Raw genomic sequence first — 25,858 nt, forward strand, 5'->3', positions numbered from 1 at the left:
TATGAAACAATCCAAAAGCTTAGGCGTATTACTTAACGGTATTATAAAAGAGAACCCCACGCTGGTGCTGGTGCTGGGCACCTGCCCCACCCTTGCCACCACCACCTCGGTGAGCACGGGTGTTGGCATGGGCATTGCCGCCATGGCGGTGCTCATCGGCTCTAACCTTGTTATCTCGCTGATTAAGGGTATCGTACCAAAAAAGGTGCGCATCCCCGCATATGTTATGGTTATCGCGGGCTTTGTAACCATCGTGAGCATGCTGCTGAAGGCCTACGCGCCTGACCTGAATAACGCGCTGGGCATCTTTTTGCCGCTGATTGTTGTAAACTGCATCATCCTGGCGCGCGCCGAGGCGTTTGCCAGCAAGAACAGCCCGTGGCTTTCGGTAATGGACGGCATTGGTATGGGCCTGGGCTTTACCCTTGCGTTGTTCTTAATCGGCTCGGTGCGTGAGCTGCTTGGCGCAGGCACCTGGTTCGGGCTGCAGATTATCCCTAAAGGCGTTACGCCGATGGCAATCTTTGCGCAGGCGCCCGGCGGCTTCTTTGTATTTGGTGTAGTAATGGCAGCGGTAGGCGCCATTTTGAAAAAGGTTGGCAGAAAGCCGGTGCAGAACCCCTGCGAGAACTGCCCCTCCCACGCCCTGTGCGGCGCAGCCGGTGAGTGCCCTTCTGAAGTAAAGGAGGAAAAGTAAGCCATGAAAGAGATGCTGATTATCCTTCTGAGTGCGATACTGGTTGATAACTTTGTACTGAAAAAGTTCCTTGGCATCTGCCCGTTTCTGGGGGTTTCCAAGAAGCTGGATTCGGCGTTTGGCATGAGCGTGGCCGTTACCTTTGTAATGGTGCTTTCCACCGCCGTTACCTACCCCATCTATATGGGGCTGCTGGTGCCCAACAGCTTAGGCTTTTTGCAGACCATTGTGTTTATTCTGGTAATTGCGGCGCTGGTTCAGCTGGTGGAGATCATCCTGAAAAAGTATGTGCCGTCGCTTTATAAGGCGCTGGGTATCTACCTGCCGCTGATTACCACCAACTGCGCGGTGCTGGGCGTAACGATTTTAAACATCGACAGCAAGTACACCTTTGCACAGTCGCTGGTAAACTCGCTGGGCGCGGGGCTTGGCTTTATGCTGGCGATGGTGCTGTTCGCGGGTGTGCGCTCGCGCATTGAGGCGGCGAATATCCCCGAGGCGTTTAGGGGCCTGCCCATTACGCTGGCGGCGGCCTCGGTGGTATCGGTGGCGTTCGGGGGCTTCTCGGGCGTAATCGAGGGCATCTTCCGCTAAACGTTTGCTTTAGCCAGAGTATACAGTGCTGATACCCTTAAATGAGCATTAGCACCAATGGAAGGAATGGATTGGCTATGAATATAACAACGATTTTGCTGCCTACCGTTATCGTAGCGGCAATCGGTTTGGTGTGCGGGCTGGGGCTTGCGTTTGCCTCCAAGTTCTTCGGCGTGAAGGAGGACGAGCGCATCGAGCTTGTCCGTGAGGTGCTGCCCGGCGCCAACTGCGGCGCGTGCGGCTTTGCGGGCTGCGACGACTACGCCAAGGCGGTTTGCGAGGGCAATGCGCAGCCCAACCAGTGTGTGCCCGGCGGGGCTTCGGCGCTGAAGGGTATTAACGGGATCTTAGGCACCAACGCGGCGGCGGGCCAGAAGATGGCGGCCATAGTGGCCTGCACCGGAAAGAACACCGTAACCGGCAAGCGGTATGAATACCTTGGCATTGACACCTGCAAGGCGGCGAACATGCTGTACGGCGGCGGCGGAAAGTGCCAGTTCGGCTGCATCGGCCTGGGCGACTGCGTGCGCGGCTGCCAGTTTGGCGCGATTGATATCATCAACGGCGTTGCGATGGTAAACCGCGCTATCTGCATGGGCTGCGGCGTGTGCCGCGACACCTGCCCCAAGGCGCTTATCAGCCTGATACCCGACGACGACTCGGTGTTTGTAACCTGCTCGAACAAGAGCAAGGGCGCTGTTGCCATGAAGGTGTGCGAGGAGAGCTGTATTGCCTGCAGACGCTGCGAAAAGGCATGTGATTCCGACGCCATTAAGGTAAACGACAACCTTGCGTTTATTGATACCGATAAGTGCACCAACTGCGGTGCTTGCATCGCCGTGTGCCCCAGAAAGACGATCTCGTTTATCTCGCGCCAAACCGGCAAGGTGATGCTCAGCAGCGAGCTGGTGGCTCCGCCCGAAACGGCGGCGAGCAGTGAGGAATAAGACCTTTTATAAAAATTGCAGCGTAATAGAAAAGCAAAACGGTTAAAACCGTTTTGTACATTGCATATATTAATACCATGGTGTGTAATTAACACCAAAAAGGAGGCACCCGGTATGAGCAAGGAGGAAACCCGTTCGGTAAAATGGGGCAAGCGCCTGCTGGTTACCGGTGTTGCACTGCTGGCAGCGGGGATTGTGCTGCTGATGCTTGCGCCGCCCTTTTTTGCGGTGTGGGCGCTGCTGCTTTCGGTGTTGGTAAACGCCGCGGGCGGCTATCTGCTGGTGTTCGGACGGAAAAAGGGGTAGGGATTGCGGAATGCCGCAGGGGTGAACGCTGTTTGCCCGCGGTTTGAACGGCGGGCGTATGGATTTTGCGGGAGGCCAATGGCCTTTCCTGCAATCTCCCTTGGAGGGCAAAAGGAGCGGTCATTATTTGTCTGTGGTATTGATTAAGCCTTGAGGGGAGACCGCGGGCGCTTACTAAGCGCCCCTGCATTCCCGTTGTGGATTTAAGAATGAACCGCGGGGCGCAGGGGGCGCCGCCCCCTACATAATGACGCAGACGTCGGTAGGCATGTGGGCGATTGTGTGTGCGAGATCTCGCGTGTCGCCCTGTATTCAGGTGGGCGTTGCCTATAGAATATGTACGATTATACGGGGCAGACCGAGTGTCTGCCCTAAAACATATAACCACAGTGGCACAGGGTTGTTTATAATTCTTGACAAAGCATACTGTATAAAACTATAGTAAGTAGTATATAATTCGAGGAATCCCTTTTCAGGGTATCCCCTGTTAGGAAGGCGATAGCATGATCAATTATCTGCGGCGCACCTGGGCGACCGTGAATTTGAATAACCTGGATTACAATATCCGCGAGATTCAGCGCATGGTGAAGCCGGGCTGCGAGATTATGGGTGTGGTAAAGGCCGACGCTTACGGCCACGGCGACGCGATGGTGGCTAAAAGGCTTGTGGCAAACGGCATCAACTGGTTCGGCGTTTCGAATATTGAGGAAGCGCTCTCGCTGCGGGAGAAGGGAATAGACAAGGATATCCTGATCTTTGGCGATACCCCCTATTCGCTTGCCAGGGTGCTGGCGGCACAGCATATTACCCAGACGGTGTACTCCGCCGAATATGCGCGGCAGTTAAGCCAAGCCGCGCAGGAGCAGGGTGTGGTGGTGGATGTACATATCAAGGTGGATACCGGTATGGGGCGCATCGGCTTTCTGTGCTACGACGACATCCCTGCCGCCGCTGACGCGGTTGAGGCAGCAGTGCTGCTGCCCTCGCTTAACGCCACGGGTATCTTCACCCACTTTTCCTGTGCCGACGAGGTTTCGCAGAGCTCTAAAGACTATACTCGCCTGCAGTATGACCGTTTTATAAAGGTATGCGACCTGCTGAAAGCACGCGGGATCACCTTCCGCCACCGCCACTGCTGCAACAGCGGGGGGTTGGTGTGCTACCCCGAGATGCACCTGGATATGGTACGCCCGGGCATCATCCTTTACGGGCACACCCCCAGCGCCGAGATTGCCGACCGGATACACTTTAAGCCGCTGATGGAGCTGAAATCGGTGGTTTCGCTGGTGAAGGAGGTTGACGAGAGCAGAAGCATCAGCTACGGGCGCATCTATACAACACCGAAAGCCCGTACCCTTGCCACTGTGTGCCTCGGCTATGCCGACGGCTACACCCGCAGCCTTTCGGGCCGCGCGAATATGGTGGTAAACGGCAGTCTTGCCAGGGTGGTGGGGCGCGTTTGCATGGACCAGGTGGTGCTGGACGTTACCGGCATTGACGTAAAGCCCGGGGACGTGGTTACGGTATTTGGCAGCGACGGGCAGAACACCGTAACCGTGGAGGAGCTTGCCGAGCTTACGGGCAGCTTTAACTACGAGATGATCTGCCTTGTGGGCAGGCGTGTGCCGCGTGTTTACCTGGAGGACGGCAACGAGATTGCGGTGGTGGATTATATCCGGCAGAGGCTATGAATGCTCTGTATAAAATACGGTTTGCACGTTTGAAATTAATGATTTGTTAATAGGTATGTAACAGATATAGTTTATAGTAATGATGTACCAAGTTGTTGGTATAGAATTACTCTCCTCCTCATATACGTCCTGCGGAGAAACGCTCTGCGGGTACGGCGGGCTGTGAATCCCCTCACAGCCCGCCGGTTTCTTTTTTGTTTGATTTGGCGGATGACTGGCGCAGACACATAGGTGGCCCTATGAGATTTCAATCGCGGTGATGGGAATGCCGCGGACGCGCAATGCGCGCCCCTACATCCCCATCGTGAGCCTGATAAGAATCCGCGGGCGATTGCTGAGGCGATTTTTGCGTGCGAAATTCGCTTATTGCCCCTACGCCTCTACCACAGAATTGATGATAAAATGCGGGGTGTCGAGGACGTCGCCCCCTACATTCCCGCCGCAGGGCGGCGAATATGGGGGAACCGTTCGGGGGCGCCTGCCCCCGAACAATTATCCGCCTCCCGCATGAAGAATTGTTGGATAATTTGCGCCCAAGATGCGGGAGGGGGTTGGGAGTAGGCTTCGTAATGCTCTAATTCCTATTAGTTCTGAAAACAGGGTTGCTCTTAAGTATAAATTTTTAAAACGCTTCTTGACTCTTACGTTGCGTTATAGTTTATAGTATAATCAAAGGAGAGGTAAACGTATTGTAAAACCTTACGCTTACACTAAACACGAGAGGAAAGTGGCTATGAACAAAACCGTAAACGAGGTGGCAAGGGTTGCAAATGTGAGTGTGCGCACACTGCATTACTACGACGAAATCGGCCTGCTGCGCCCCAGCGCGCTCACCGATTCTGGCTACCGGCTGTATGACGAGCAGGCGCTTGAGCGGCTGCAGCAGATTCTGTTTTTCAGAGAGCTTGACTTTCCGCTCTGCGATATTAAGCGTATTTTAGAAAACCCCTCCTTTAACCGCCGCGAGGCGCTGGAAAAGCACCGCAGCCTGCTGATGCTGAAACGCAAGCGGCTGGATGCACTGATCGGCCTTGTGGACGACAGCTTAAAAGGAGAGAAGACTATGAGCTTTAAAGAATTTGATACGACCGAGATTGAGAACGCGCAAAAGCAGTATGCCGAGGAGGTAAAGGAGCGCTGGGGCAGCACCGACGCCTATACAGAAAGTACAAAGCGTACCGGCAACTACAATAAGGAGGACTGGGCGCGCATTACCGCCGAAGGCGATGCCATCTTCAAGGCGTTTTCGCAGCACCTTGGAGAAGACTCTGCCTCCCCTGCCGTGCAAAAGCTGGTGGGTGACTGGCAGAACCATATCACTAAGTACTATTACAGCTGTACCAAGGAGATTTTGGCGGGCCTTGGTGAGATGTACACCGCCGACGAGCGCTTTACCAAGAACATGGATAAATACGGCGCGGGTACGGCTAAGCTGATGAGCGAGGCTATCAGGGTATACTGCGCCGAATAACAACGCCCTTCTGCGATTACAAACAGTAATATCCCGCTTGCTTTTTATCAAACGCCATGCTATAATCATGGGGCTGTGACAGAAATTGCAGCAGCCCCATATTTTTTTGAAAAAGGATGAGCGAGATGCAAAAGTTTGTACCGTTTGAGAAGCTCTCCAAAAAGGAGCGCGAAAAGCTCAACAAGGCGCGGCGCGGTAGCTGGGGCGCACTGAACCCGGTAACGCGCAGGCCAGAAAACCCGAAGGCGTATAACCGCAAAAAGCTTCAAAAAGGAGAGGACCTCCGATTTGAAGCTTTTTTTGTATCTGATTTTTGCGATGCTCGCTGATTTTTTTGTAGGGGGTGGCGTCCCCGACGCCCCGTGGTCTACAACCAAATCCACGACGGGAATGTAGGGGCGCTTAGTAAGCGCCCGCGATTCCAGCATAACCGCAGATAATACCACGGAACGGTCAAGACCGTTCCCTACACAGATAAACGCACCCACCCCTACCCCCTCCCGTTTGTTGGGTGGGGCGAGAGTTTTTAGCGCACCACAACGGGAGGGGCAATGATGCGGCGGGGGCTTCGCCCCCGCCGCGTTAGCCCCCTTTTTTCTTATACAGGCAGCCGACCACTTAACCTGTTCTGGTATGCGGGTGGTTGATTGTTCCGGCGAACTGTGGTAAAATATGCCGAAGCGACAACAAAAGGAGCGGACACTGTATGGAGATTAAGGAAAGCATTATTGAGGTGAAGGACTACCTGACCAAATCGAACCTGCCCGCGTGCGACTATGTCATCAACCCCTATGTGGGGTGCCCGCATGCCTGCCGGTATTGCTACGCCTGCTTTATGAAGCGGTTTACGGGGCACGCGGAGGAATGGGGTACCTTTATCGACGTGAAGCTGTGCGATAAACCCATCAGCCTGAAAAAGCTTGCGGGGAAGTCGGTTTTCCTCTCGTCGGTGACCGATTGCTACAACCGTTTTGAGGAGAAATACCGTATTACCCGGGGAATATTGGAGCGGCTGGTGGACGCCGACTGTTCGGTGGGGATCTCCACTAAGTCGAAGCTCATCCTGCGGGATATCGACCTGTTAAAGCGGTTTCGCAGCCTGAGGGTGTCGATGTCAATCAACACGCTGGACGAGGGCTTTAAGAACGATATGGATAACGCAAGCGCTATTGCCGAACGGCTGGAGGCGCTTAAAAAGCTGCATGAAAACGGCATCTATACTATCCTGTTTATGTCGCCTATCTTCCCCTGCATCACCGACTTTAAGGCGATTATCGAGCAGACGCGGGGCTGCATTGACGAATACTGGTTTGAGAATTTGAACCTGCGCGGCGCGTACAAGCAGCGGATTTTGGATTATATCGACGAAAAATACCCGCAGTATAGTGCGGAATACGAACGCATCTACAATAAGGGCGACAAAACCTATTGGGCGCTGCTGGCCAAGGAGATAGACGAGTACTGTATTAGCCGGCAGATTCGGTATAAGAACTACTTCTATCATGAGCAGCTGGTGAAGGAGAAGCTGCAAAACGGGTTGAAAAAAGAGTTGACGATATAAAAAGAGGCTGCTATACAAATTGTATGACAGCTCTTTTTGTGGTTTATATAAAGAACAGAAACAGATGATTATTTCTACTCCAAGGTGATTTGCTTTTCAAAGTTATCGCGTAAAATGAGGTACTCAGCCTCTCTTGGGCTAGTGGGATCGTTGACAAAAATCGCGCCGCCGCTGGCAGGTTCCACGCCAATCTTCCGATGATCGATGCCGTTTCGGAAGGTGTCAAACACATAGCATAAAACGCCGTTAATAAATTCTGCGCCGCGAAGCCGAATAGTTATTTGAACGTCTGTATTATCGGCATCTTGTTCTATTATAAGTAGTTCTGATAGGCCTTCTTTGGCGACGGTATTCGCGGCTTGGGTAGACAGTCCCGGAAGAGAGGTTTGGGGCGGTATGCAGAGCTCGCACAGTTCGCAATCAAAATTGTCCGATTGATAAAGTGATTCCTCAACCTCAAAGCAAACTCCAAGTACATCCTTCTGGTTCTCCAATACGGTTTTAGCCAGCGAGTATAACACCGCCTGCTCCTGCCCCTTGGCAAGCCCCTTTACCGGTGCACAATCGCGGGCAAAGCTGATAAAGACCAAATCGCCGTCCTGCACAATACGGCGGATTTGCAGCTTGAAAGGAAGGGTTTCTTCTATCGGTGCAAAGAAATCACGTATGGTAGTGATAGATTTGGAATCAACGTGCTTTTTAGTATAAGTTTTTACGTTGGTATCGTAGATATAACAGCAGAATGGTTCTGTTTTCAGGTTGGCTGTGGCAAAGGTTGCGACGGCGTTCTCATAGCGTTTTACATGATAAACCTCGTTAAAGTCGTAACCCTTTCGGATGGTAAATGGCATCTGTTCATCCTGCGTAATATCGCTGCCGAAGATATAATCAATAGTGCGTTCGGTGATTACAGAGGATTTAAACTGCAGGGTAGGTGATGAGTTGCCGTATCTTGTTATGGTATACTCCGCTGTACCGTTTGAGGTAAGTACATAGAAATATGCATCCATTCGGCCCCGGTAAAAGATTACGACTTCGCTGGGGATGCCGCACTTGTAGCAGTTTATCCAGTCGGCAAGCGGCTGAAAGTTTGCGGTCGCTCCTTCTACTGATGACAACACATACCCGTACTTTGAGCGATAAACCATGTAATCTTCAAGGTCTCTTAAAAGTTCCTTGGCCATTTCCTCGGTAAGGTTTTTTGTGTTAATGGTTTTTGAAGAGCCGGATTTCTCTGCTGCCGCCGAAGAAACGCCGGAATCCTTTGCTGTAAGTACTTTCGAGTTTGCAGCCGATGAAACCGCGCTTTCCGTAGATGAAACGGTTTGAACCCCAGGTGCCGTACAGGCGCAAAGGAAGCACAACAGGCACAAGAATAACGCTGTTAATCTTTTCATGACGGTTAACCTCACGAGCAAAGGAGGGTTCTTACTCCCCAATTTTAATTGCTTTGCAGCTCGAACAGGATTGTAGCTCCTGCTCGATAATCTTCACGGCGTTGCCCACGCCGTCTTCTTCGCGCAGGCGCTTCCCCAGCCTTTTGGCGTTTTTAAGGATGGTTTCATCCCCGACGGCCTGCAGGATGGCGTCGCTCAGGCGCTGTGCGGTGAGCTTCTTGCGCGGGATCGGCATGGGGCCGACACCTAGGGCGTGTACACGGTTGCCCCAGTAGGGCTGGTCGCCGCCGAACGGCACAACGATGGTGGGCAGCCCCGCGCGCAGGCCTGCCGCGGTGGTACCCGCGCCGCCGTGGTGAACTACCGCCGCAACGCGCTCGAACAGCCACGAGTGCGGCACAAACCCCACCTGATGAACCGTGTCGGGCAGCTGCTGCTCCTTTAAATCGCCCCAGCCGGAGGACAGGATGGCGCGCTGGTTGGTTTTGCGCAGGCTTTCTAAAACAATGTCCAGCACCTGCTGAAACGAGCCGCCCACCATGCTGCCGAAGCCGATATAGAGCGGCTTAGGGCCGGAGGCTAAAAAGCGGGCAAGGGCTTCGTCCGGCTGCCAGTCGGTTTTGGCCTCGCGCACCCAGTAGCCGGTGAGGTGCAGGTTTTCATCCCACCCCGAGGGCTTGGGCGCCACCAGCGGGCTGTAGGCGTAGAGCGTGGGAACCGGCCTGCCGTGCAGGGTGCGGTACGGGAAGGCAAACGGGCGTATCGGCGTGAGGCCCATATCCCGGCGCCAGCCGTTTAGCAGCTTGCGGGTGGAACGTGTCCAGAGGATATCCCCGCAGCGGAAGGTAAAGCGGTTGTAGGGCGCGCCGAGCGGGAGAATCGGCGCTGTCATTGCTGGGAAGTCGCCCGTAGGGTCGGCGGGGCAGAAAAACGCGCGGAAGCAGGGAATCCCCAGCTTATCCGCCGCGTGCCACGCTACGCTGCCGAGGATGGAGTACAGAATTGCGTCGGCCCCCTCGCAGGCGGAGAATACATCCGCAAGGAACTGATCCCGGATGGGGTTTAGCAATACCGAAAGGTTGTGAAAGTACTCGTTCGGGCGCACATCCTCGCCGATGAGCAGCCGGATAACCTCTACCGCGTCGCCGGTAAGCGGCGCGTAGTCAAAGCCCTCTGATTTTATGTAGGCCTCAAACTTGCGAAAGGCGGCTATTTTTACATCGTGGCCGTTTTGCTGCAGACGCTTGCCAAGGGCGATAAAGGGTTCGGTATCCCCCTGCGAGCCGATGGTGATGATGCTGAATTTCATAATGATTCCTCGTTATAAGTCTTTTGTGTGGGGTAATCTGTTTTTTGTTTTCACCGTTGTGGATGATTGTTACAATACATCTATATTTTACAGAAAATCCTTATAAAATGCAATGACAAAGAGAGAAGCACAGAGCAGGCGATATAATTCGCTGCGCTGTGCTTTGGCTTAGGATAAACTTATTTAAAATGAAATAATTATCGGGTTTCGAACAATACGTCGGTGACCTGCGCCTCGGTGTTCTGTTCAATAAAGGCGACGGCGGCTTGCAGCTCGCTTTCGGCAAGCAGAAGGGTGTTTGCCGCGCAGGCAAGGCCCAGCACGATGGTTTGGTGGGTATCCTGCTCCCCCGCTTCTATTGCCGACACGTTGAAGCGGTTTTTGACCTTTGCAAGCAGGCTTTTTACCTCCATGCGCTTTTCCTTGAGCGAATGCACCCACGGGGCGTAAAGGCGTATCTCGGCGGTTTTTACAACCATGCGCGGCTCTCCTTTATTACGGAATAACCCGAATAGAAAGCATCAATGCTCTTCAGGCGCGGGGAACCATGCGGCGGTGCGGTTGGCAAGCTTCACCAGCGAAAGCATTACCGGCACCTCCACCAGCACGCCCACAATGGTGGCGAGCGCAACGGGGGAAGCTGCACCGAACAGCGAGATGGCTACCGCCACCGACAGCTCGAAGAAGTTGGAGGCACCGATCATCCCGGCGGGCGCCGCGATGTTGTACGGCAGCTTGAGCAGCCTGGAGGCAAGGTAGGCGATGAAGAAGATAAGGTAGGTTTGCAGCACAAGGGGTACGGCAATCAGCAGGATGTGCAGCGGGTTTTGCAGGATAACCTTGCCCTGAAACGAGAAGATGATTACCAGGGTGAGCAGAAGCCCTGCGATGGTGACTCCATTGAATTTAGGCACGAAGGAGGTGTTGAAGTACTCCTCCCCTTTTCGGCGGATAACCCATATACGGGTTAGGATGCCCCCGAGCAGCGGAATTACCACAAAAAGCACCACCGAAAGGATGAGGGTATCCCACGGAACCTTCACCCCGCTAACCCCCAGCAAAAACGCTACGATGGGGGTAAAGGCGACGAGAATAATCAGGTCGTTGGTGGCAACCTGAACCACCGTATAGGCGGGGTTGCCCTTGGTAAGGTGGCTCCACACAAACACCATGGCGGTGCAGGGCGCGGCGCCCAGCAGTACCGCTCCGGCCAGATAGTCCTTCGCTAAGTTCGGCGGGATGATGGCTTTGAACACCACATAGAAAAACAGCGCGGCGATGCCGTACATGGTAAACGGCTTAATCAGCCAGTTGGTAACCCAGGTGACAAACAGCCCCTTGGGGTTTTTGCCGACATTCTTAATGCTTTGGAAATCCACCTTCATCATCATGGGGTAGATCATTACCCAGATGAGGATGGCAATGGGAACGGATACGCTTGCGTATTCAAACCGCCCCAGAAATTCGGGAATAACCGGCAGAAACTGCCCGATCAGCACCCCTGCCGCCATGCAGAGGATGACCCAGACGGTAAGATATCGTTCAAAAAAGCCGATGCCGGATGTGCCTTTTCTGTCCATAGAACGAAACCCCTTTTATTCAGATTAAAACCCAAGATAAAACATATAAAACGCCAGCAGTACCATTAGTATGCCCAATACGATTTTCAGAACCCGGCTGAACACGCCGTAGCGGCCGCTGGACGAAAGCTTCTGCACCAGCCCCACCGAGGTGCCGGCGGCAATCACCAGCACACCGTGCCCCAGCGAGTAGAGCAGCAGCAATAAAACACCCCACGCAAGGCTGCCGTTCTTTGCCACCAGCGCCAGCAGCACCACCAGCACGGGTGTGGCGCAGGGGGAGGAGAACAGCCCGCCCAGAATGCCCGCGAGCAGCGCGCCAAGGTAGCCCCGGCGCTTATTCCTGCTTAGTGCATAGGTGGAGGGGATGAAGCTAAACAGCTCCCACGTTTGCAGCGCCATCAGCAGCATGAGCACCCCCAGCAGGATATACCACCAGCGCCCTGCGCCGGTAAACAGCCTGCCCAAGAGCGACGCCGCCGTGCCCAGCGCCGTAAAGGTGACGGCCATACCCGCCGTAAAGGTGAGCGACAGCAGAAACGAGCGCCCGGTGTCTTTTTCACCTGTGCCGCCCACATAGCCGATAACCAGCGGAACAGTGGAAAGCGAGCAGGGGGTAAAGGCGGTGAGCACCCCCGCCAGCAGTGCCAGCAGAGGCGCGAGCCAGCCGCTTGCGGTGATGGCGGCGGAGAGTGACTCCAGCCAAAGGTTAATCACATCGTTCATTCCTGCATCCCCATTTCGGTAAGGATAGCCAGCAGGTCTTCCTTAGAGATTATCCCCTCGTGGGTAGTAAACACATGCTCACCTGTAGCCTTGGTTTGATACAGTTTCAGGCCAAGGCCGCGATCCTCCTTAGGGGTGTAGGGCTTGCCTTCGGCATCGATAAACAGCTGGGTGGGGATGACGGTAAGCGGGTAGCCCTCGGCGTATTCGGGGTTTGCCCACACATCCACAAACTTTACGATTGCCCTGCCCTGCAGCTCCTTGTTCAGCGCCTCGATAATGGGCGCCATCTGCCGGCAGGGGTCGCAGCCATCCGAGCCGAATTCGATCAGGATAGGCAGCTTGTGGCTTTTTAGCTGCTCCAGATCAAGCGCGGCAGTGACGGTAAGCGCGAAGTCGGGGCTGTTTTGTGCCGAGGAGGTAATGGAGGATGCCGCCGTGCCGCCGGGGGGCTGTGTTGTGCAGGAGGAATCGAGCAAGCCGGAGGAAGCAGCAAAGGAATCCTTCGGCAGATTTTTAAACAGCCAGAGCGCAAAGACAGCCAGCACAAGAACAACTAAAACGATAATCTTAACGGAAAGCGGGACCTTTTTGTAGCTTTTTTGTGGACTGTCCATACAATTACCTCATCTTTCTTAGCTGCAGCTGCAGCCGCTGCCGCTATCACAGCCGCAGCCGCAATCCGGTGCCTTTTCAATCGGCTTGCCGTGCGGGGGAACCCAGCCGGTGTTTTCACCTATATAGGTGATGGCGCCGCTTTGGCAGATATTGCCGCAGCCGTGGCAGCCCTGCACGCAGTCCTGGGGGTTTACCACTACCGGAGTGGGGGCTTTCTCCTTGTTGTATACGCCGTGGGGACATTTTCTCACGCACGCGCCGCAGGCGACGCACCTTTCATAATCGACAACGGGGTACCATGTTTTAGACATTTTACTTCAGTCCTTTTCTTTTAAAGTAATAGATAACCAAACGCGTTGAACGCGTAACCGATAATCATAATGCCCACCATAACCAAGCCCGCAAAGATGAGCAGCAGCTTGGTTTTTACCACCTTTTTAAGCAGGATCATCGAGGGCAGCGAAAGCGCCGTTACCGCCATCATGAACGAAAGCGCGGTGCCAAGCCCTACCCCCTTCCCCACCAGCGCCTCGGCGATGGGCAGGGTGCCGAAGATATCGGCATACATGGGTACGCCCACAAGGGTGGCCAGCAGCACCGAGTACCATTTATCCTGGCCCAGCACAGCGGCAATCACCCGCTCGGGAATGACGTTGTGTATCGCCGCGCCGATACCTACGCCGACGAGGATATACGGCCACACCTTTTTAACGATAGAGAGCACCTGGTCGCGGGAGAAAATAAGCCGGTCGCGCACCGAGGGCTTCTGCTGCTCGGTTTGCGCCATGGCGGCGCTGTATACAAAGGGCTCCACGTATTTTTCCAGCTTCAGTGCGCTGATGGTGCTGCCGCCGACCACCGCTAGGATGACGCCTACCACCACATATGCAAGCGCGATGCGCCAGTTGAAGATGCTGGCTAACAGCAGCACCGAGGCTAAATCCACCAGCGGTGAGGAGATTAAAAACGAGAAGGTGACGCCGATGGGCAGCCCCGCGTTGGTAAACCCGATGAACAGTGGGATGGACGAGCAGGAGCAGAACGGGGTGACGGTGCCCAGCAGCGCACCCAGCAGGTTTGCCCCGATGCCCTTGTGTTTGCCCAGGATTTCGCGGGTACGCTCGGGCGGAAAGAAGCTTTGGATGTAGGAGATGGTGAAGATGAGCACCGAGAGCAGGATGAAGATTTTAATCACATCGTAGATGAAGAAGTGGATGCTGCCGCCCAGCCACTCGGTAACGGGCAGGCCGAACACGCCTTCCACCAGCAGACGGATGAGGTCGCTTAACCACTGCATTTTTAGCAGCTGGTTGTTCAAAAAATCTAATACTGGCATGAATAGGCCCCTTTCTAAGAATCAAAATAACATCAAAGAGTGCATCAAACGGTTTGTAAAGGTTCGTCGGGAGCGCAGCAGTGGGTTTCTGCGGCGGCCTTGGAATACTCCTCGCAGCAGGGAACCTGCTTTGCGGTTGCGGCGGCCTGATGGAGCGCGCCCATCAGACGCTCTGCCTTCTCGAAGGTTTCGCGGTTGAGGGAATACCATATCCACGCGCCCTCGCGCGCGCCGTTTACCAAGCCTGCGGCGGTGAGGATGCGCATATGGTAGGAGAGGGTGGGCTGTGTAAAGTTAAACTTCTCCAGGATTTTGCAGGCGCACATCTCGCCCTGGCTGAGCATTTTTATAATCTCAAAACGGGTTTCGTCGGCCATGGCTTTGAAAATAACTACGGCGAAAGCGGTATCGTCGTACATTTTTACATTCAGTCCTTTCTTAAAGACTACTGATTATAGAGGTTTATCTATGACATAGAAAATGTTCTATATGTAATATACACCTATAAAATAGATTTGTCAACAGATAAGCGCCGAGTTTTTCGCGGGGCGGGGATAACGTTCTCTGCGCCGCTTTGTAGGGGCGCATTGCGCGCCCGCGGCGCTATCCGGCGGCTGTTTGAATACCGCGGGAGGCCAATGGCCTTTCCTGCAATTCTTCTTCGGTGACATGCAGGTGTGAAACGCGAAATTCGCCTCAGTAATCGACGGTAGATTATTTGTGATTGCGTTAGCGCCGTGGGCGCTTAGCAAGCGCCTCTACATTACACCGAAGGCCTGATGAAATGCTGCGGGCGATTGATAATCGCCCCTACATTCCCACCGCGGATTTGATGATAAACCGTGGGGCGCCGGAAACGCCGCCCCTACAACGAGAAACCCCCGCGCTGTTATGCACGGGGGCTGTTGCCGATGTCTAATTCTATCCGTATCGTATATTTAATTCATTTGGTTAGCCGTTTGTCAGGCTTGCGTTGCCAAACCCGTCGGGCAGCAGCTCGCGCAGGGTGCGCACCTGGTATTCGTCACGGCCGCGCGCGGTGATGATGCGGAAGCTATCCGGCTCGCAGAATTCGGCCATCACCTGCCTGCACACGCCGCAGGGGTAGAAGTAGGTGTATTGCTCGGGGGCGGCATTCTTGTGCGCACCGACAATCGCGATGGCGGCAAAATCGCGCTCGCCCTCGGAGATTGCCTTGAAGAAGGCGGTGCGCTCGGCGCAGTTGGTGGGGGAATAGGCGGCGTTTTCGATGTTGCAGCCGTGGTACACCCGCCCGCTTTTGGTAAGCAGCGCGGCACCCACCTTGTAGCCGGAATAGGGTGCGTAGGCGTTTTCGCGGGCGTTGAAGGCTTCAAAAACAAGTTCGTTATCGTCCATAGGGTCAGGCTCCCTTCTGCCGGTGCTTGGAATAATCTTTTACCTCAGGCTTTGCCCAAGGTGTGAAAGGCCGTGGAGTATGATATAATTGGGTTAACAAACAAGTAAAGGATGGGTAGGTTATGTGTAAGCTGGACGCGGAGCATGTGCTGCATATTCTGGTGAAGTGCCCGGAGGCTCTTCGGGTGGGCGATTCGAAGGAAGGCTTTTTGCAGGTGATTCCGATTGACGGCGGATACTTTGAAGGCGAAAGGCTTCGCGGTAGCGTAGTGCCCGGCGGTGCGGACTGGAATACGACCATGCAGCACAAGCTTTCTCATGTGTATGCTAAGTATCTGCTTAAAACGGAGGACGGCGAATACATAGAGATTGAAAACGAGGGCTATATTCAAGATTACACCGCGCGCATAAAAACACAGCCCAGATTCCATGCGCGAAACGACGGCCCGTATAGCTGGCTTAACAGCGGGGTTTATGCGGGGGAACTGTTGCCCGCCGCAAATTCGGAGTATGCGGTGGAGATTAACATCTATAGGCTGTTATAGAGGTAACTGTATTCGACGGGGTAGGCGCTCTCTAATGAGTATTGGATAAATAATCGGATTGTCGGCACCCGCGCCGACAGGCGGCATCCTTTTTGGGTGCGTCAAAAAGGATGCAAAAACCGCTTTAGCTTGTGCATCGGCACAAATCACTCGGCGGGAAGATTAGCGCTTTTAACATAGATTCGCTCAAAACAACACAGAACTCGCCGCGGCTCAAACAACTGTGTTGTTTTGTCGCGCTGAGGCGCGACCGCTCACGGTTCTACCGTAACAATGCGTACGCCTCGCGACCCCTACGGGGAAGTGCCGGCGCAGGGAAGATTATTGCTAATCTTCAGTAGAGAACGGCGCGGGAGGACAGGCGATAAGCAAAACAAAAGGGATACCCCGAGGGAATAAAACGCGTAGCGTTTTACGAACGGCGACACCCTGAGCCTGAAATGCCAATGAAATTGGCTATGCGAATCGTGCGCCGCGAGCCGAGGGTGCAAAAGTGATGCACAAATCTTCCCGCCTGTTTGACCAAACCGCTTTCTGCCCAAGATGAGCAGTACAAGTACCGTTAGCAGTAATTATGCGGTTGTGTTTAGAACCGAAGGCCTGATGAAATTCTGCGGGCGATTGATAATGCCGCTGCCCGCCATGGGCTGATTAAAATTCGCGGGGCGTCGAGGACGCCGTCCCCTACAATCTTATGCTACACCAGCAGTTCCCCCGCATGGGAGGTGCCGGAGATATGGGCCTCTACCCCCAACAGCGCCGCTGCCGTTTTGCCGATATCGGCGAAGGTGGGGCGCGTTTTTAGGTTTAAGCCTGCCTGAATACGCTTGCCATAGATGAGCCACGGCGTGTATTCGCGCGAATGGTCGGTGCTTTCGGTGGAGGGGTCGCAGCCATGGTCGGCGGTAATCATCAGCACATCGTTGTCACCCAGCAGCCCGATGAGTGCGCCAAGCTGCTCGTCGGCGCGGTTGAGCGCCTGCGTATAGCCTGCCACATCGTTACGGTGGCCGTAGACCATGTCAAAGTCGACCAGGTTTACAAAGCACAGGCCGTTAAAATCCTTTTTGGCGTAGGCGAGGGTTTTCTGCATGCCGTCGTCGTTAGAGACGGTGCGCACGCTCTCGGAAATACCCTTGCCCGCGAAGATATCGACAATCTTGCCCACCGAAACAGTGGCAAGCCTCGCCGCCTGAAGGTCGTCTAGAAAGGTGTTGCCGGGCGGCTTTAAAGAGAAATCATGGCGGTTGGCGGTGCGCCTGTAGTTCGGGTATTCCCCCTCAAACGGGCGGGCAATTACGCGCCCTACCCCGTGCTCTCCGGTTAGGATTTCCCGGGCAATCTCGCAGTAGCGGTACAGCTCCTTGGGCGGCACCAGCCGCTCATGCGCGGCTATCTGGAACACGCTGTCGGCGGAGGTGTATACAATCAGCGCGCCGGTTTGCTCGTGCTCTTTGCCGTAGTCGAGTATTACCTGCGTGCCGGAATAGGGCTTGTTGCAGAGGACCTTTCTGCCCGTGCGCTGTTCAAACGCGGCAAGCACCTCGGGCGGAAAGCCGTTGGGGTATACCGGAAGGGGCTTGGGCGAGATAATGCCCGCAATCTCCCAGTGGCCGATGGTGGTATCCTTGCCCGCCGAGGCCTCGCGCATTCTGGCGCAGGCGCCGAGCGGGTTTTTTACCGCCTGCCCGCAGCCGATGCCCTCGATATTATAAAGCCCGAGCTTTTGCAGGTTGGGCAGCTTGAGCTTACCCGTATTATAACAGGCGCGCAGGGTGTGGCTGCCCACATCGCCGTAATCGGCGGCGTCCGGCTCTTCGCCGATGCCCACGCTGTCGAGTACGATTAAAAACACACGTTTGATTCTTTCCAACACGTAACCCTCCCAAAAGCTAAAAGCTTAAATCAGCTCCAGCGCAACCTTCATCATGTCGGTAAACGAGTTCTGCCGCGCCTGTGCGGGAAGCGAAAGCCCCTTGAACGGGCAGTCGGAGATGGTGAGGATGCACAGGGCGTTCTTCCCTGCCCTTGCGGCGTTCATATAGAGCGCGGCGGCCTCCATCTCTACCGCCAGCACGCCCATGCGCTTCCACTTGGCGAGTGCTTCGGCGTCATCGTCGTAAAAGGTGTCGCTTGAAAGGATATTGCCTACCTGACAGGATAAGCCCAATCCTTCGGAGGCGTCTATCGCCCGTTTCATCAGCGGGTAGCTTGCTATCGGCGCGAAGGTGCCGGGCAGGCTGTACTGCCGCGCGAAATTGGAGTTGGTGCACGCGCCCATGCCGATGACAAGGTCGCCGGGGTTCAGGCCGTCGCTGATTGCCCCCGCCGTGCCGATGCGGATGATATTCTCTACCCCATAAAAGTTGTACAGCTCGTAGGAGTAGATGCCGATCGAGGGCATACCCATGCCGCTGCCCTGCACCGAAACGCGCCTGCCCTTATACTCTCCCGTAAAGCCGTACATACCGCGGATGTTGTTATACTTTACCGCACCCTGCAGGAAGGTTTCGGCCACCACCTGCGCGCGCAGCGGGTCGCCCGGCATCAGCACCGTTTTGGCAATCTCGCTTTCGTTGCACGCGCCGATGTGCGGGGTTGGGATATTCGACATAGTAACAACTCCTTTTAGCAGTGTCTTAAATGTTATGGTTATTTAGTAGCCGCCGGCCTCGCCGCCGCTGAGCAGCGCCACCGCCGAGCTGGTGCCGATACGGTCGCAGCCCGCGTTTAAAAAGGCCTCGAGGTCTTGCTTGGTTTTTATGCCGCCCGCGGCTTTTATCTTCACGTTTTTGCCGATATGCTGTTTAAACAGCTCGATATCCTCAAGCTTTGCCCCTGCCGAGCCGAAGCCGGTGGAGGTTTTGATATAGTCTGCCTTGGCCTTGGTAACGCAGGCGCACAGCCGGATCTTTTCCTCCTGCGTGAGGCAGCAGGTTTCGATAATCACCTTTAAAACCTTCTCCCCCACTGCCTTGCGCACAAGGGCAATCTCGGCGGTAACCTTATCGAAGCAGCCGTTCTTGACATCGCCGAGGTTGATGACCATGTCTACCTCATCGGCGCCCAGGCTGACGGCGTCTACGGCTTCAAAGGCCTTGGCCTGTGCGGTGGCATAACCGAGCGGGAAGCCGATAACGGTGCATATCGTTAGCGTGTCCCCGTATTTTTCGCGTATACGCTCGATATAGGCGGGCGGTACGCACACCGAGGCGGTGTGAAAGCGGATGGCCTCGTCGCAGAGCTTTTGTATCTGCTCCCAGGTGCAGTCGGGCTTTAACAGGGTGTGGTCGATGTGCGGAAAGATGGCTTCGTTTTGCATGTTATCATTCCTTCGCAGAGGTTTTTGGGTAAGAATAAGGGCGCACAAGTGCGCCCCAAATTAACAAGGGTTATTGTTTCTTCGCGGCTGCCTTTGTATACAGTATAATCCCTCCCGCCGCCGCAAGCAAGAGAAACGCGAGCATCAGCACCGGCAGATGGAAGTGCGGTGTGCCTGCGCCTGTGTTAAAGCCGCCGGTGGGCGGAGCGGGGTTGCCGTCGTCGATATACGAGCTGCCCGGGATGGCGCTCTCCCCTACCGTGGAGGCTCCGGCGGGCAGCTGCTGGCTAGGAAGCGGCTCCTGCTGAGCGATGAGCTCGCTTAAGGAGGCCAGCTTTTTGCACAGCTCGGTGCGCGAGATAATTCGGGTATCGGTAAGCCCCAGCAGGTCGCGGATGCGGTTGTTATCCAGCGGCATCAGCCAGGAATCGGCGGTATCGGTAAGCAGAAAGGCGTAGCCGATACTCTCTTTTAGGTTTACCAGCCGCACCTGCAGCTTTGATTGATCCAGCCCGGTTTGGGGCAGCAGGCTTTCAAGCTCTGTTTGATTCTGCCTCAGGTCGAAACTCTTGAGGGTGTCGGGGCCAAGTTCGGTAATCTCCAGACGGTCTGCCATCTGTTCGTTGTAAAACAGGACAAAGCGCTCGTCCTGCGCGGCGCGCTCCTTGATAAACTCGCTGTCGGGGGTGTAGTAGTTGTATTGCAGCAGCGCGTAACCCTGCGCGCTGCCGGCGCTGTTTTGCAGCACCGCCGCATAGGGCTGCTGCGCAAGCGGCTGCTCGGTGAGCGGCCGGTTATCGTAGCCCGAAAGCTGCGCATCGGTGAGGGTGAACACAGGGGCTAGGGTTGTAAGGTCTACACGGCTGCCCGTTTCGGCAAGCTGCTGCTGAGAAAGCCCCGAAAGCGCCGCGGCCTGTGCCTCTTTGTCGGCGGTGTAAAACCCGTAATCCGCCGTTGGCTCCTGTGCCGATACGGTTAGCGGCAGGCTGAAGGTTAGGCAGATTGTTATTAAACCAAGAAAAATTCTTATACTTTTCAAGTGGATGATTCAGCCCTTTCGTAAAGTAACGTAAGCGTCTATCTTAGGGCGCGTGCCGCGGCATCGGTTACAACCGTCTGTTGAATGGCCGTGGTCTTGCCGCCGGGGCTTTCGCAGTACATACGCAGCACGTCCCCCTTCTTCAGGTGAAAGTTGAAAAACTGATAGAAGCGGTTGTGCTCATCCGCTCGCACGGCATACCAGCCGCCGTTGTTTACGCTGGTGTAGATGATGTAGTTATACGGCGCCTTGCCTGTTACCGCGCAGTTGCCCGTAAAGGAGAGGTCGGGCGCAAAGTCAGAGAGCGAGCCGTAATCCTGTGTGATACCGGTGGGCACCGCGTCGTAGCTCTTGGCGGAATAATCCACCTTCTTGGGCGGTTTTTTCGGGTTGACGATGTAGTATACCCAGCTGATGGAATCGGTGCCTACCGAGGATTTAAAGCCGTCGGTGAGCAGCTTTTGCTTGGTGGTGTAGATGGTTTCGCCGTTCCACACATCATAGACGGTAAAGCGGTCGGCGGCGCGGTCGTAGCCTTGGATTACCACCGAATGCCCGATGCCTGTCTCCCACAGGTTGCCGATTAGGTACAGCCCTGAATTGAGCGCCGCGTCGGGATATTCCCATACGGAACGCAGTACACTTGCGTCGTAGTACAGCCCCTCTGATTTGGGCTCTGCCTGAAAGTTTGTGACGTAGCGCATGGCCTCGAAGGTTTGAGATTTTGTGCCGGGGTTGTTGACGTCTTTCCCCTCAAATATATACTTTACAATGGCCTGCTGCCCTGCATCGATGGTGGGTTTGCCGTCGATGGTATAGCCGATGGCGTCGCTTTTTAATCCGGAAAGATTTGAAGGTATCACCGCGCCGCTGGGTAGAAAGCTTGGGTTCTTATAAAGGCTGTTATACCGCATGCCCACCATCTTGGCGCAGGTTGCCCAGCACCAGCTGGTGCGGTTTTGTATGAAGGGCTTGGGGGCGCGCGGTGTGGTATCGGCATAGGCGGTGAAGCCCTCGAATACCAGCAGAAGGGTTGCCGCGGCCGTCATGACTGCGGCGGCTATGCGCAGCCGGAAGGCGGCTTTTTTAGAGAGTGTGTTCATACGAGAAGCTTCCTTTCTGCTTTAGTGGGGGGATTGTATAGGTGGCCGTTCGTGGGGGAATTGTAGGGGCAATAGGCGAATTTCGCACGCAAAAATCGCCTCAGCAATCGCCCGCCGGATACATATGGCATCCAGTGAGACTGCGGGCGCTTAGTAAGCGCCCCTACGTTCTCCACGTGGATTTGGATGATAAACCGCGGGGCGTCGAGGACGCCGCTCCCTACATTCCGCCGCAGGGTGGCGAATATATGGGGGCACCCGAACATTTTCCCCCTCCCGCATGGGGTTGCCCTGGATTTTTCGCCTGCCCCGTTGCGGGAGGGGGCTGGGGGTGGGTACATAGTTGCTAGAGATTAGTTGTTAGTAGAGAGAACCCCCAAGCGGAGAGAATTATGGATTAATCTCCCGCAGCCCCGCCTGATACTGCCTTAGAGTAAGCAGGTCGGAAAGGTTGACATCGCTGCTTTGTGCGGAGTAAGCGGTGGCGGAGGAACGGTTGATATCGTAGAGGTAGTAATCGTCCAGCGGGCCCTTGCCCGTAAGGAAGTTTAACAGCCTTGTTATCGCCTCAGCGGCATCCACCGTGCCGTTTTTGTCTACATCGGCCTTCTTATCATCCAGAATGACGGAGCTGCCGCCGGTGCAGCCGTGAGGGTGGTTCAGCATAAGGTCAACCACTCCGCGGTAGGCGGCGCCGGGGATCAGATTGCCGGCGGCATCCACCGTAAACGCATCGGCGGGCTCGAAGCTGACGGAGATGGCCTGCGGAGGGGCGTAGGCGGGGAGCAGCTCGAAGTGGAGAGGCGTTTTGGTGCCGCGGTAGATTTTGCCCGGCATATCGCTGGCAAGCATCAGGAAGTCCAGCCCCACGATGGGGGTTTTATGGATGGGGAACCCGCCGTTTTGGAAGGCGGAGGTAGCCCAGGTAGTTGTAAAGTCCCAGCCGGTGTACCTGGCCGGGTTTTGCATATCCGCTGCGTAAAGCCCTGTAAGGCAGCCCGCTGCGGTGCCTAGGCCGTTTAAATACATGCTGTTTTTAGTGCTGAGGTTATAGTAGCAGTTCGTAAGAGCGGTATCGTAGCCGTAATAACCGAAGAACGCACCCTTGGTGGTGGCGGGCCCGCTGATTTTTGTGGATGCATAACAGTCTTGAAAGCTGCATCCGCCCGGAAGTACCGTCATGCCGGCAGCGTAGCTGAACTGAGGCAGGTTTGCGGCAGTGATGGTGCTTACCGCGTAGCTGTTACTTACTGTTGTCTGCTGCAGCTCGTCGGCAAGACCGCTTTGGCTGGTGAGCTTACCGCCCGTCTGCCCCTTGGAGGAGAGTGCTGCAATGGCAAAGCTCTCGTCTATCGTACTGATGCTTGCGTAGCTGAGCAGGCCGCCGTTGCTGCACCAGTTGCCGCCTGACTGTGAAATATCACCCATAAAGCCACAGCGGGAGAGATTGGCTTTTATGGCGTAGCCAATAAGACCGCCGGAGTAGGTATAGGCCTTCATGCTGCCGGTGAGCGTTACCCTGACACTGCCCCTTACAAAGCAGTTCTGCACCGTGGCGCTGTCCGCGCGCGCGGCAAGCCCGCCGATGATATAGTTGCCTTCATTCTGCAAGGCGGAAACGGTGATGCTGACGTTATTGAGGATCACGTTCTTTACGGTGCCGTTTTCAATGCAGTTGAACAGCCCCAAGCCCGTGTTTTCGCTGATGGGCTGGGTGGCGTTGACGGTGAGGTTGCTGATGACATAGCTGTTGCCGTCGTAGTTGGCCTCAAACGCATACCCTATGTAGTAGGTGGCGATCGGCGTCCAGTTCGGGATGCCGGAAAGGTCGATATCGGCATTTTGCTTAAAGTATTTGCCGCAGTATTCTTTGCCCGTAAAGCCGCCGAGCAGCAGCAGATCTGTGGGGGAATCGACAATGTAGGGGTTTGATAGGCTGCCGTCGCCGGAGCCGTAATCCCCCACCACGATATTGATGTCGGCGGCCGCGACGGGCACCGACGGGCTTTTGTAGGTGACAATGCAGCGCACCTGCGCGATCCCCTGCGCACCCGCAACCGGCTTAACCGTGCAGGCGGAGCCGCTGGGAGCAAGGGTGACGAAGGACGAGCCGTTGGTGATGTCCCAGTCGTAGGAGAGCACATCCTCGGGCTTGACGGCCAATGCGGTTACCGTGATGCCCGCTGTATTGGTATTTTTAAGGTAGTCTACCGTCTTTATAAGGGTGACATTGCCGATAAAGCTCTTTTTGCTGCGCATGTAGGTGCTTTCCGCCGAGGCCATGGCCGCGAATGTCCAGCACGCGCCCACGTCGCGCTGGTTTTTTACCGAGGTGACCTCGCCGGTGCTGCGCAGGTCGTAGGTTGAGGGCAGCGAACCGCCGGTAGCGGGTTCGGCGCCGTTAGAGAAGTACAGGGTGTTCGGGTCGAGCAGCACACCGGGGGTAAAGGCGCCCGATTCCGAGCCGCCCACAAGGGGCTGCTCCGGCAGCGGGATAGGCTTCTGCTCAGCAACCTCAACCGCAAATCGGCTTGAAGAGGCAGGATTGCTCTCTGCGGGGGCTTCGGCGGCTCCCGTAACGGGCTCGCTTGTGCCGGGTACGGCTTCGCTTTCACCCACAACCGGCGCGCTTTCGCCCGGCAGCGGGGTTGCGGTGCTTTCTGCGGGGGCAGGCGGCGCAGCTGGTTCACTGCCGCCCAATACCGGTTCATTAGCTCCGCCGGTTGTGCCGTTCACAGTAAAAGCCTTGATGCAGAGGTTGCCCTTAATATTGCTATAGTCCGAGCCGGTCAGGTCATCCCAGCCGCCGTTATAGAGATAGCTTTGCTCCGGGGCCATGGTAAGGTTGAGCTGTACCTTCTGCTGTGTGCCTGCGTAATACTGCTGCTGCTCGATGCAAACCGCATAGCCGGTTGTGTTGGATATTATAAGAATTACCGCAAACCGCTGCCCCTGTGCAACCGCAACCGGCGTAGTCAGCGAAACGGTGTGATAGCCCGCATAGGGCTGTGTGCCGCTTGCGTTGGGGGTGGCTTCGCTCAGGGCGACGGCAGAGGGCAGAGTATCTCCGGTAGCCACATATACCGAATAGTTGACATTGGGGGAGGTTGTATAGAACGACACCGCCTTCACCGTTTCGTTGCCGCCGGCGGTAAACTTGTTGGCAAGGGTGTAGGAGGTTAAAGTATTACCGCTGGGGTCAGAAAGCCTGAAGGCGCTGGTATAGCCGTATGGGTCGTGCTGATAGTTATGGTCGTAGCTTTCGGCATTGGCGTCCCCCGTTTTAAATACGGCGGTAGCGTTGGAATATTGTTTACCGTCGATTACAATCGGTTTACCGAGGCATTGGTCGTTATACGAAAGGTAGAAGTACCCGCCCAGCGCGCCGCCGGTGCCGTAGCTGTTTTTGATGAGGAACGCGCCGGGGGCAGAGGGCCGGTTGCTCGCGGAGAAGTTGGTAACGGCGTAGTTATCGTCCCACCCTACCACCGTAACCGCGTGGCCGTAGTTGGCAAGCAGTTGGACAGACGGCGGCAGATAGTAGGCGGCGGTGGTGCTGGTGGTGTTCATGTACTCTGACAGGTATTGCATTGAGATGTACGCAGCGCCGTTATCATATACCGCCTGCTTGATGGCGGCAATATCGGTTGTGTTATCGCTGTCGGTATGCGGGATCATCAGCACATCGGAGATGCGCGTTACGGGAGAGTAGCCGGTGATAAGCTTATAGTTGTAGTAGGGGTCGTCGCCCTCGTTGATGGGGCCGCCCCAGCGCGCGAAATAGGCCGCCGCCATATTCGCCGTGCCGCCGGTGTTTACCCCGCCGTAATAGCCGTAGGGCGCGCCGGAATAGAAGGCAGACATCAGCAGATTGTTTTCGGAAAAATCCACAACATCCCCGCCGCCGGTGGAGGGCTGTTCCGCCGCAGCACCGTTTTTATCGGCATGACCAAGCCCGCCTTCCCTTTCGGGAGGGGCGGCGTTGGTGATTACGGGAGATGCTGAGCCATCCTCTGCGGTAATGGTGGTAATGGGACAGAGGGCGAGCACCAGTGCCATGGCCAGAATGAGAGTGAATAGTTTAGTAAATCTTTTCATAACGTTCTCTTTCTTTTTACGGTGAATGGTATGTATAGATAGGGGCTGTTAAAAAGGCAGTTCTTCCCGCGGTTGCGGGAAGAACCTAAGATGTCGTTATTGAAAGTGAAAGCCCGCAGATTAATAGGACTTGCCGACAGT

General features: G+C 55.3%; 25 protein-coding genes. 9 read left to right on the forward strand and 16 right to left on the reverse strand.

Translation table 11 applies throughout. From position 1 onward, the window contains the following. Position 1 precedes the first annotated feature (1 nt). From rsxE to BLR50_RS03775, 8 genes are all read left to right on the forward strand, one after another. Complete coding sequence (rsxE, locus tag BLR50_RS03740) at positions 2-697, forward strand: electron transport complex subunit RsxE (protein WP_092638712.1); 696 nt, start codon at positions 2-4, stop codon at positions 695-697. Between the two features lie 3 nt (positions 698-700). Then, on the forward strand, positions 701-1,291 hold the full coding sequence (locus tag BLR50_RS03745; RefSeq protein WP_092638714.1) for an electron transport complex protein RnfA: 591 nt from the start codon (positions 701-703) through the stop codon (positions 1,289-1,291). A gap of 77 nt (positions 1,292-1,368) precedes the next feature. Then, on the forward strand, positions 1,369-2,238 hold the full coding sequence (locus BLR50_RS03750; RefSeq protein WP_162840310.1) for an RnfABCDGE type electron transport complex subunit B: 870 nt from the start codon (positions 1,369-1,371) through the stop codon (positions 2,236-2,238). 114 nt (positions 2,239-2,352) lie between these two features. Next, a complete protein-coding gene (locus tag BLR50_RS03755; protein WP_092638718.1) occupies positions 2,353-2,544 on the forward strand; it encodes a hypothetical protein in 192 nt (63 codons plus the stop codon). A 503-nt stretch (positions 2,545-3,047) separates the two neighbouring features. Continuing rightward, a complete protein-coding gene (alr, locus tag BLR50_RS03760) occupies positions 3,048-4,235 on the forward strand; it encodes an alanine racemase (RefSeq protein ID WP_092638720.1) in 1,188 nt (395 codons plus the stop codon). A gap of 733 nt (positions 4,236-4,968) precedes the next feature. Beyond that, entirely contained in the window at positions 4,969-5,706 is a 738-nt protein-coding gene (locus BLR50_RS03765; protein WP_092638722.1) for a MerR family transcriptional regulator, read from the forward strand. Positions 5,707-5,831: 125 nt separating this feature from the next. Then, positions 5,832-6,035 (forward strand): hypothetical protein, encoded by a 204-nt coding sequence (locus BLR50_RS03770; RefSeq protein ID WP_092638724.1) that lies wholly within the window; start codon positions 5,832-5,834, stop codon positions 6,033-6,035. Between the two features lie 377 nt (positions 6,036-6,412). Next, on the forward strand, positions 6,413-7,267 hold the full coding sequence (locus BLR50_RS03775) for a radical SAM protein (RefSeq protein ID WP_092638726.1): 855 nt from the start codon (positions 6,413-6,415) through the stop codon (positions 7,265-7,267). Between the two features lie 74 nt (positions 7,268-7,341). Here the strand turns inward: BLR50_RS03775 and BLR50_RS03780 are convergent, their stop codons facing one another. From BLR50_RS03780 to BLR50_RS03825, 10 genes are all read right to left on the reverse strand, one after another. Next, positions 7,342-8,664, reverse strand: coding sequence for a hypothetical protein (locus BLR50_RS03780; RefSeq protein ID WP_092638728.1), 1,323 nt, complete (start codon positions 8,662-8,664; stop codon positions 7,342-7,344). 31 nt (positions 8,665-8,695) lie between these two features. Continuing rightward, positions 8,696-9,973: a glycosyltransferase gene (locus tag BLR50_RS03785; RefSeq protein WP_092638735.1), complete on the reverse strand. Its 1,278-nt coding sequence runs from the start codon at positions 9,971-9,973 to the stop codon at positions 8,696-8,698. Positions 9,974-10,170: 197 nt separating this feature from the next. After that, positions 10,171-10,452, reverse strand: a complete 282-nt coding sequence (locus BLR50_RS03790) for a DUF503 domain-containing protein (RefSeq protein ID WP_092638738.1) — start codon at positions 10,450-10,452, stop codon at positions 10,171-10,173. Between the two features lie 42 nt (positions 10,453-10,494). After that, the gene (gene arsB / locus BLR50_RS03795) at positions 10,495-11,553 is read right to left on the reverse strand and encodes an ACR3 family arsenite efflux transporter (protein WP_092638740.1); all 1,059 of its coding nucleotides are present in this window, start codon (positions 11,551-11,553) and stop codon (positions 10,495-10,497) included. Positions 11,554-11,577: 24 nt separating this feature from the next. Continuing rightward, positions 11,578-12,279 carry a cytochrome c biogenesis CcdA family protein gene (locus BLR50_RS03800; protein WP_092638744.1) on the reverse strand — a complete coding sequence of 234 codons (702 nt, stop codon included), beginning with the start codon at positions 12,277-12,279 and terminating at the stop codon, positions 11,578-11,580. Continuing rightward, positions 12,276-12,896, reverse strand: a complete 621-nt coding sequence (locus BLR50_RS03805; protein ID WP_092638746.1) for a thioredoxin family protein — start codon at positions 12,894-12,896, stop codon at positions 12,276-12,278. Before BLR50_RS03805 ends, BLR50_RS03800 begins: the two co-directional genes overlap by 4 nt. Before the next feature lie 18 nt (positions 12,897-12,914). Continuing rightward, positions 12,915-13,208: a 4Fe-4S binding protein gene (locus tag BLR50_RS03810; RefSeq protein WP_092638752.1), complete on the reverse strand. Its 294-nt coding sequence runs from the start codon at positions 13,206-13,208 to the stop codon at positions 12,915-12,917. Between the two features lie 20 nt (positions 13,209-13,228). Then, positions 13,229-14,233 carry a permease gene (locus BLR50_RS03815; protein ID WP_092638753.1) on the reverse strand — a complete coding sequence of 335 codons (1,005 nt, stop codon included), beginning with the start codon at positions 14,231-14,233 and terminating at the stop codon, positions 13,229-13,231. 44 nt (positions 14,234-14,277) lie between these two features. Next, positions 14,278-14,652: an ArsR/SmtB family transcription factor gene (locus BLR50_RS03820; protein WP_092638754.1), complete on the reverse strand. Its 375-nt coding sequence runs from the start codon at positions 14,650-14,652 to the stop codon at positions 14,278-14,280. Positions 14,653-15,184: 532 nt separating this feature from the next. After that, on the reverse strand, positions 15,185-15,610 hold the full coding sequence (locus BLR50_RS03825) for a cytidine deaminase (protein ID WP_092638758.1): 426 nt from the start codon (positions 15,608-15,610) through the stop codon (positions 15,185-15,187). 122 nt (positions 15,611-15,732) lie between these two features. Here BLR50_RS03825 and BLR50_RS03830 point away from each other — a divergent pair, with 122 nt between their 5' ends. Then, the gene (locus BLR50_RS03830; RefSeq protein ID WP_092638759.1) at positions 15,733-16,155 is read left to right on the forward strand and encodes a DUF3237 domain-containing protein; all 423 of its coding nucleotides are present in this window, start codon (positions 15,733-15,735) and stop codon (positions 16,153-16,155) included. Between the two features lie 697 nt (positions 16,156-16,852). Here the strand turns inward: BLR50_RS03830 and BLR50_RS03835 are convergent. The 6 genes from BLR50_RS03835 to BLR50_RS03865 all read right to left on the reverse strand — a co-directional run bounded on the left by BLR50_RS03835 (position 16,853) and on the right by BLR50_RS03865 (position 25,717). Then, positions 16,853-18,019 (reverse strand): phosphopentomutase, encoded by a 1,167-nt coding sequence (locus tag BLR50_RS03835; protein WP_092638862.1) that lies wholly within the window; start codon positions 18,017-18,019, stop codon positions 16,853-16,855. 36 nt (positions 18,020-18,055) lie between these two features. Beyond that, positions 18,056-18,769, reverse strand: coding sequence for a purine-nucleoside phosphorylase (gene deoD / locus BLR50_RS03840; protein WP_092638760.1), 714 nt, complete (start codon positions 18,767-18,769; stop codon positions 18,056-18,058). Positions 18,770-18,811: 42 nt separating this feature from the next. Further along, positions 18,812-19,477, reverse strand: a complete 666-nt coding sequence (deoC, locus tag BLR50_RS03845) for a deoxyribose-phosphate aldolase (RefSeq protein ID WP_092638761.1) — start codon at positions 19,475-19,477, stop codon at positions 18,812-18,814. A gap of 70 nt (positions 19,478-19,547) precedes the next feature. Beyond that, a complete protein-coding gene (locus BLR50_RS03850; protein ID WP_092638762.1) occupies positions 19,548-20,516 on the reverse strand; it encodes a PLC family EF-hand domain-containing protein in 969 nt (322 codons plus the stop codon). Between the two features lie 38 nt (positions 20,517-20,554). Next, positions 20,555-21,619, reverse strand: a complete 1,065-nt coding sequence (locus tag BLR50_RS03855; protein ID WP_092638763.1) for a hypothetical protein — start codon at positions 21,617-21,619, stop codon at positions 20,555-20,557. A gap of 390 nt (positions 21,620-22,009) precedes the next feature. Continuing rightward, positions 22,010-25,717, reverse strand: coding sequence for a lectin like domain-containing protein (locus BLR50_RS03865; protein WP_092638765.1), 3,708 nt, complete (start codon positions 25,715-25,717; stop codon positions 22,010-22,012). Between the last annotated feature and the right edge of the window lie 141 nt (positions 25,718-25,858).

Source organism: Acetanaerobacterium elongatum, assembly GCF_900103835.1.
Classification (GTDB): Bacteria; Bacillota; Clostridia; order Oscillospirales; family Ruminococcaceae; genus Acetanaerobacterium; species Acetanaerobacterium elongatum.

Bases quoted from the DNA above. Each gene is read 5' to 3' on its own strand.
- BLR50_RS03765 (WP_092638722.1), top strand. From the start codon at position 4,969: ATGAACAAAACCGTAAACGAGGTGGCAAGGGTTGCAAATGTGAGTGTG.
- BLR50_RS03810 (WP_092638752.1), bottom strand. From the start codon at position 13,208: ATGTCTAAAACATGGTACCCCGTTGTCGATTATGAAAGGTGCGTCGCC.
- BLR50_RS03825 (WP_092638758.1), bottom strand. From the start codon at position 15,610: ATGGACGATAACGAACTTGTTTTTGAAGCCTTCAACGCCCGCGAAAAC.
- BLR50_RS03745 (WP_092638714.1), top strand. From the start codon at position 701: ATGAAAGAGATGCTGATTATCCTTCTGAGTGCGATACTGGTTGATAAC.
- BLR50_RS03755 (WP_092638718.1), top strand. From the start codon at position 2,353: ATGAGCAAGGAGGAAACCCGTTCGGTAAAATGGGGCAAGCGCCTGCTG.
- BLR50_RS03750 (WP_162840310.1), top strand. From the start codon at position 1,369: ATGAATATAACAACGATTTTGCTGCCTACCGTTATCGTAGCGGCAATC.
- deoD (WP_092638760.1), bottom strand. From the start codon at position 18,769: ATGTCGAATATCCCAACCCCGCACATCGGCGCGTGCAACGAAAGCGAG.
- BLR50_RS03805 (WP_092638746.1), bottom strand. From the start codon at position 12,896: ATGGACAGTCCACAAAAAAGCTACAAAAAGGTCCCGCTTTCCGTTAAG.
- alr (WP_092638720.1), top strand. From the start codon at position 3,048: ATGATCAATTATCTGCGGCGCACCTGGGCGACCGTGAATTTGAATAAC.
- BLR50_RS03770 (WP_092638724.1), top strand. From the start codon at position 5,832: ATGCAAAAGTTTGTACCGTTTGAGAAGCTCTCCAAAAAGGAGCGCGAA.
- BLR50_RS03790 (WP_092638738.1), bottom strand. From the start codon at position 10,452: ATGGTTGTAAAAACCGCCGAGATACGCCTTTACGCCCCGTGGGTGCAT.
- BLR50_RS03820 (WP_092638754.1), bottom strand. From the start codon at position 14,652: ATGTACGACGATACCGCTTTCGCCGTAGTTATTTTCAAAGCCATGGCC.
- arsB (WP_092638740.1), bottom strand. From the start codon at position 11,553: ATGGACAGAAAAGGCACATCCGGCATCGGCTTTTTTGAACGATATCTT.
- BLR50_RS03800 (WP_092638744.1), bottom strand. From the start codon at position 12,279: ATGAACGATGTGATTAACCTTTGGCTGGAGTCACTCTCCGCCGCCATC.
- deoC (WP_092638761.1), bottom strand. From the start codon at position 19,477: ATGCAAAACGAAGCCATCTTTCCGCACATCGACCACACCCTGTTAAAG.
- BLR50_RS03775 (WP_092638726.1), top strand. From the start codon at position 6,413: ATGGAGATTAAGGAAAGCATTATTGAGGTGAAGGACTACCTGACCAAA.
- rsxE (WP_092638712.1), top strand. From the start codon at position 2: ATGAAACAATCCAAAAGCTTAGGCGTATTACTTAACGGTATTATAAAA.
- BLR50_RS03815 (WP_092638753.1), bottom strand. From the start codon at position 14,233: ATGCCAGTATTAGATTTTTTGAACAACCAGCTGCTAAAAATGCAGTGG.
- BLR50_RS03780 (WP_092638728.1), bottom strand. From the start codon at position 8,664: ATGAAAAGATTAACAGCGTTATTCTTGTGCCTGTTGTGCTTCCTTTGC.
- BLR50_RS03785 (WP_092638735.1), bottom strand. From the start codon at position 9,973: ATGAAATTCAGCATCATCACCATCGGCTCGCAGGGGGATACCGAACCC.
- BLR50_RS03865 (WP_092638765.1), bottom strand. From the start codon at position 25,717: ATGAAAAGATTTACTAAACTATTCACTCTCATTCTGGCCATGGCACTG.
- BLR50_RS03855 (WP_092638763.1), bottom strand. From the start codon at position 21,619: ATGAACACACTCTCTAAAAAAGCCGCCTTCCGGCTGCGCATAGCCGCC.
- BLR50_RS03830 (WP_092638759.1), top strand. From the start codon at position 15,733: ATGTGTAAGCTGGACGCGGAGCATGTGCTGCATATTCTGGTGAAGTGC.